This window comes from Actinophytocola sp., from assembly GCF_036555685.1.
Classification (GTDB): domain Bacteria; phylum Actinomycetota; class Actinomycetes; order Mycobacteriales; family Pseudonocardiaceae; genus Actinophytocola.
In genome coordinates this window covers 1-5,663 of the sequence record NZ_DATBKY010000181.1, presented here as the reverse complement: position 1 = coordinate 5,663, position 5,663 = coordinate 1, and the positions used below count along the sequence as shown (strand labels likewise).

At 74.1% G+C, this 5,663-nt stretch carries 7 protein-coding genes; 5 read left to right on the top strand and 2 right to left on the bottom strand.

Annotated elements, in window-relative coordinates:
• A partial coding sequence (locus tag VH969_RS17470) for a GTP-binding protein (protein ID WP_331975415.1) occupies nt 1–334 on the top strand: 334 nt, incomplete at its 5' end.
• Nucleotides 335–540: 206 nt separating this feature from the next.
• Here the strand turns inward: VH969_RS17470 and VH969_RS17465 are convergent.
• Together VH969_RS17465 and VH969_RS17460 are read right to left on the bottom strand one after the other, a co-directional pair.
• Entirely contained in the window at nt 541–798 is a 258-nt protein-coding gene (locus VH969_RS17465) for a hypothetical protein (protein ID WP_331975413.1), read from the bottom strand.
• Between the two features lie 57 nt (nt 799–855).
• Nucleotides 856–3,135 (bottom strand): helicase-associated domain-containing protein, encoded by a 2,280-nt coding sequence (locus VH969_RS17460; protein WP_331975411.1) that lies wholly within the window; start codon nt 3,133–3,135, stop codon nt 856–858.
• A gap of 88 nt (nt 3,136–3,223) precedes the next feature.
• On the opposite strand from VH969_RS17460, the gene VH969_RS17455 reads away from it, so the two are divergent.
• The 4 genes from VH969_RS17455 to VH969_RS17440 all read left to right on the top strand — a co-directional run.
• On the top strand, nt 3,224–3,403 hold the full coding sequence (locus VH969_RS17455) for a hypothetical protein (RefSeq protein ID WP_331975409.1): 180 nt from the start codon (nt 3,224–3,226) through the stop codon (nt 3,401–3,403).
• 24 nt (nt 3,404–3,427) lie between these two features.
• Nucleotides 3,428–4,825 carry an NAD-dependent malic enzyme gene (locus VH969_RS17450; protein ID WP_331975407.1) on the top strand — a complete coding sequence of 466 codons (1,398 nt, stop codon included), beginning with the start codon at nt 3,428–3,430 and terminating at the stop codon, nt 4,823–4,825.
• A gap of 74 nt (nt 4,826–4,899) precedes the next feature.
• Nucleotides 4,900–5,379, top strand: a complete 480-nt coding sequence (gene moaC / locus VH969_RS17445) for a cyclic pyranopterin monophosphate synthase MoaC (protein WP_331975417.1) — start codon at nt 4,900–4,902, stop codon at nt 5,377–5,379.
• The coding region (locus VH969_RS17440; RefSeq protein ID WP_331975405.1) for a MogA/MoaB family molybdenum cofactor biosynthesis protein at nt 5,376–5,663 on the top strand (288 nt) is incomplete at its 3' end. The genes moaC and VH969_RS17440, both read left to right, overlap by 4 nt.

The window sequence follows — 5,663 nt, the reverse complement described above, 5'->3', positions numbered from 1 at the left end:
CGGTACGCCGGGTCAGCACCGCTTCTGGTTCATGTGGGACGACCTCGTGCGCGGCGCGATCGGCGCCGTGGTGCTCGTCGACACCCGCCGCCTGGCGGACGCCTTCGCGTCGATCGACTTCTTCGAGGACCGGCAGCTGCCCTACGTCGTGGCGGTCAACTGCTTCGACCGGGTGTTGCACCACCGGGTGGACGACGTGCGCGACGCGCTGACGATCGAGCAGACGGTCCCGATCGTCACCTGCGACGCCCGCGACCGCGAGTCGACCAAGGAAACGCTCATCACGCTGGTCGAGCACGCGATGCACCAGCGGATGTCGGCCCGCGCCGGCTGAGTCGGCGCATCTCGCCCGGGTCTCCGGCTGCGTTCTTCCCTGGCGCGGCCGGCTTCCGGCGTCCCCCGATGGCGGGACCTCGTCGCGGGGTCCCGCTCGGGGCGGACTCTAGTTGGTCTCGGTTGGCGCCAGGTGGACGACGCGCGGCGTGTTGTCCACAGCCTTGATCTTTTGTGCGCGGAGCCGCCGGCCGTGCTTGGCAGCGGTCAGTCGCGCGCTCGATCCGCGTAGCGGGCCATCGACTTGGTCGCCTCGTCCGCCGCCGGGAAGTCGTTGCGGGCCAGCGCTCTCAGGGCGTCCGCGGCTCTGCTGACCGCCATCAGGGCGTCGATCGTCCGTTCGTGGTCGGCGTCCGTCCGGCTCAGGTCCAGGTGTGCCAGCACCGCCCGGACCCCGCCGTCGATGACGTCGGCGCGGTCCAGCAGATCCTCCTGCTGCACCTGGGCCGGCCGGTCGTTCGACATGCATAGAACAGTGCGCGCGGCACCTCGAGTACCGGTTGGGCGCCGTTGGAACGCCGGTCAGCGCACGATCAACGACGCCGACGTGATCCGGTGCAGCGGGTACTGCCGCATCGCGCTCGACGTGTCGTCACGACCCTCGAGAATCCCGCCGCCCACCCGGTACGGCGTCACCACGCGCCGGCTCGCCACGCCGCTCGCGTCCACGAAGTCGATCAGTACGTGCCCCTGCTGCTCGATCGCCTCGCGGAGCAGGGCCAGCGTCGCCGCCGTGTCCGCTGCGCCGCCACCGCCCATCAGCGACACCGTCCGGCCCCGCCGGCTCGCCGCGGCCGCGTCGCCCGCGCGCAGGTGGCGCACGATGTCGGCCAGCCGCTCGTCGCTCGGGGGCGCCGGCGGGCCGCGGCGGACCCGGGCCGCGGCCGGCAGGCGGTGCCCGGTCGGCCGCAGGTCGAGCACCTGGCCGTCCGCGCCCTCGGCGGCCGGGGCGAAGCCCGCCGAACGCAGCCCTTCGAGCACGTCCGCGAGCGGCACCGGGCTGACGACGACCGTCGGCGCGATCCGGCGCAGCTCGAGCGACGCGGCCGCCGGGTGGGCGAGCACCTCGGCCAGCAGCACCGGATCGTCGCAGCGCAGGAAGGACGCCGCCGCCCCGCCGCGCAGCCGGCCGTGCCGGCGGGCCACGTCGTCGATCAGGTACGTCAGCGACTGCGGCACCGGCGTCCGCGACCGGGTCCGGAAGAGCTCGTGCACGTCTTCGGCGGTCCGGCCGATGTCCAGCGCCCGGCGCACCGACGCCTCCGTGACGCGATAGACCGTGGCGCTGCCGGCCGACTCGACGTCCGCTACCTGACCGATGTCGATCGCGAGCTGCGGCTCCAGCGGGCCCGGCGCGACGACCGTCAGGTCCGCCTGCACCAGCACGTGGTCCAGCGGCTCGGGCATCGACTCGGCCATCCGCTTCGCCGCGGCCGCCGGGCCGTCGGTCAGCAGCGCCCGGCCCGCGCCGGTGATCGCCCCGAGCGCGACCACGCCGAGCACCGTGGCCTCGGCCATCGTCCACCGCACGATCTCGTCGCGCAGCCGGCCGCCGCGCCGCGGCGCGCGCCACGCCAGCACGTCCGCGAGCTCGTCGGGGGAGGCCACGCCGGTGCCGGCCGGCAGGTCCGCGAGCGCGGTCAGCACCCGGCGGCGTTCGGTCGCGGCCGGCGGGCGGCGCAGGTCGTCGGACAGCGGCGCCAGCACCCGGTCCTTCGCGTCCCGCACGCCGGCGAGCCCGGGCAGCCGCGGCAGGTCGAGCCACGCGGCGGCGAGCGTCGCCCACCGGTTCTGCGGGGTCGCGACGAGCCACGGGTCGACGTTGGTCGTCGGCAGCCACTCGGGGTTCAGCGCGTTCGGGTTCTCGCCGACCAGGCCCGCGCCGAACACGAGCTCGGCGACCAGCCCGGCGCCGCGCTCGTCGGTGTCGAGCTCGCGGGCCAGCCGGCGCACGTCGCGCACTCCGAGCCCGCCCGCCTTGAGCACGCCCGGCGGCTCCTTGCCCCACAGCTCGACGAGGCTTTCCGCGCGGCGCAACAACTCCAGCGCCTCACCCGCCCCCGTGGCGTCCACAGTGGACGACGAGTGCCGGGCCGTGCGCAGCTCCGGCTCGTCCAGCCGCAACGTCCCAAGTGGACTGCCGCCGCGCAGGGCGAGGCCGACCTGGCGGGGGAGCTCGACGGTCTCCGCGTCCCGGCGCAGCAGCAGGCCCTTCGCGAGCAGCCGCTGCACCGGCGTCCGCGCCCGGTCGAGCGGCACGATCGTGGCGGCGTCGCGGGTGCGGCCGATCGGCGACGAGCCGTGCGCGAGCGTGGTCAGCAGCCGCCGGTCGGCCTCCGGCAGGTCGGCGAGCAGCGCGCCGACGTCCACGCCGTCGAGCGCCTCCACCGGCTGGCCGAGCCCGGCGGGGTAGAGCCCGGCCGCCTCGCGCGCGGCCGGCACGATCGCCACCTCGCCGGGGTCCTCGCCGCTGTCGTCGCCACCCCACGCGAGCGCCAGCGCGACCAGCGACCGGATAGCGGCGCGCACGCGGGCCGGCTCGGCACCCACGAGCGGCGCGACCTCGCCGACCGGCACGGGCGTGCGGTCGGCGTCGGCCAGCACCAGCGCGTCCAGCACGGCCAGCGTGAACGTGTCCAGGCCCTCCGCCGCTCTGCTCACCGACGCCCTGCTGCCCGCGCGGGCAGCGAGCACCGCCATGTCGGCGGGTGGCGGGGTGGCCAGGTCGGGGCGGGCGCGCAGCAGGCCGGCCAACACCTGGTCGTCCTGGCCGCGCAGCCAGTCGGTGAGCGTGACGGGCACGTGACCACGGTATACGCGCGACGAATCGGTCATGCGGGTCCGGTAGCCTACCGATCGCAAGGCGCGTGCCGACAACGCAGGAGGGGCCGTGGCGAAGGCCGACAAATCGCACCGCATAGATCCGACCTGGCCGAAGGACATCGACCACCCGGTGAGCGAGATCGCGGCGGACCGGCAGGGCGCGCTGTCCCCGTACGGCGACGTGACCTTCCCGCTCACCACCGAGGAGCTCGGCTACGAGCACCCGGTCACCGAGATCAACAAGTAGGTCCGTCCACTCAGGAGCGATTTCATGCCGGTTCCCGGTCCTGGCTACTCCATCACCGTCCGGGTCGAGGCGCCGCCGTCGGCGAGCGCGGCCGGGGACCTGGCCGCCGCGGTCGGCCGGGCGGGCGCCGTGATCACGGCGTTCGACGTCGTGGAGTCGCACACCGACCGGATCGTCGTCGACATCACCGCGAACACCTACTCCGACGAGCACGTCCGGCACATCACGGTGGCGCTCGAGGAGCTGCCCGGCGTGGCCGTGCGGAAGGTGTCCGACCGGACGTTCCTCATCCACCTCGGCGGCAAGATCGAGGTCAGCTCGAAGGTCCAGCTCCGCAACCGCGACGACCTCTCCCGCGCGTACACGCCCGGCGTGGCGCGGATCTGCCAGGCGATCGCCGAGAACCCCTACGACGCGCGCCGGCTCACGATCAAGCGCAACACGGTCGCGGTCGTCACCGACGGCTCGGCCGTGCTCGGCCTGGGCAACCTCGGGCCCGCCGCGGCGCTGCCCGTGATGGAGGGAAAGGCCGCGCTGTTCAAGAAGTTCGCGGGCGTCGACGCGTGGCCGGTGTGCCTGGACACCCAGGACACCGACGAGATCATCCGCGCGGTCGAGCTGATCGCGCCGGTGTACGGCGGCATCAACCTCGAGGACATCGCCGCGCCGCGCTGCTTCGAGATCGAGCGCACGCTGCGTGAGCGGCTGGACATCCCGGTGTTCCACGACGACCAGCACGGCACGGCGATCGTCGTGGTCGGCGCGCTGCGCAACGCCCTGCGCGTGGTCGGCAAGCAGCTGTCCGACTGCAAGATCGTGGTGTGCGGCGCGGGCGCGGCCGGTTCGGCGATAATTCGCCTGCTGCTGCAGAAGAAGCCGTCCGACGTGCTCGCGGTGGACGTGAACGGCATCGTGCACCCCGGCCGGCGCGACCTCGACCCCGTACGCGACCCGAACCTGACCTGGATCGCCGAGCACACGAACCACGAGGGCGCCTCCGGCTCGCTGACCGACGCGCTGGCCGGCGCGGACGTGTTCATCGGCGTCTCCGCGCCCAACCTGTTCGGCGCCGACGCCGTCGCCACGATGGCGCCGGACGCGGTCGTCTTCGCGCTGGCCAACCCCGACCCGGAGATCGACCCGCTGGAGGCGCAGCGGCACGCGGCCGTGGTGGCCACCGGGCGCAGCGACTACCCGAACCAGATCAACAACGTGCTGGCCTTCCCGGGCGTGTTCCGCGGCCTGCTGGACGCCCACGCGCACGGCATCTCCGACGAGATGCTGCTGGCCGCCGCGGACGCGGTCGCGGACGTGGTCGACGGCGACCGGCTCAACGCGTCGTTCATCGTGCCGAGCGTGTTCGACTCGGCCGTCGCCCCGGCGGTGGCCGAGGCCGTCGCCAAGGCGGCCGCGAAGCGCTAGGGCATAGCATCGGTTCGTGAGCGAGAGTGAGGGAGCGCGTTCCGGCGACCGAGCGCGGCGAGCCGTCCGACACCATGGATGAGCTGAGTCATGTGGATGCCGCCGGCGCGGCGCGCATGGTGGACGTCACGGGCAAGGCGGCGTCCGCGCGCGTCGCCGTGGCGACCGGGACCGTGCGGACCACGGCCGAGGTCGTCGAGCTGCTGGCGTCGAACGGGCTGAAGAAGGGCGACGCGCTCGCGACCGCCCGCATCGCCGGCATCATGGGCGCCAAGCGCACGCCGGACCTGATCCCGCTGTGCCATCCGATCGCGATCTCCGGCGTGACCGTCGACTTCGAGCTCGGCGAGGCGCACGTCGGCATCACCGCGACCGCGCGCACGAAGGACGTCACGGGCGTGGAGATGGAGGCCCTCACGGCGGTCGCGGTCGCCGGGCTCACCCTGCACGACATGATCAAGGCCGTGGACCCCGCCGCCACGCTCGACGCCGTCCGGCTCGAGCGCAAGGACGGCGGCAAGACCGGCACCTGGACCCGACCGGAGGATCGATGACGCGCACGGCACGGGTGGTGACCGCGTCCAACCGCGCGGCCGCCGGCGTGTACTCGGACAAGACCGGCCCGCTGATCACCGGCTGGCTGCGCGACCACGGCTACGAGGTTGGCCCGGCCGAGGTCGTCCCGGACGGCGAGCCGGTGCGCGCGGCGCTGCGCTCGGCGGTCGCCGCCGGGGTCGACGTCGTGATCACGACGGGCGGCACGGGCATCTCGCCGACCGACCGCACGCCGGAGATGACCGCGTCCGTGCTGGACTACGAGATCCCCGGGCTGGCCGAC

Coding starts and splice junctions, on each gene's coding strand:
- VH969_RS17465 (WP_331975413.1), bottom strand. CDS start 798: ATGTCGAACGACCGGCCGGCCCAGGTGCAGCAGGAGGATCTGCTGGAC.
- VH969_RS17450 (WP_331975407.1), top strand. CDS start 3,428: ATGCCGGTTCCCGGTCCTGGCTACTCCATCACCGTCCGGGTCGAGGCG.
- moaC (WP_331975417.1), top strand. CDS start 4,900: ATGGATGAGCTGAGTCATGTGGATGCCGCCGGCGCGGCGCGCATGGTG.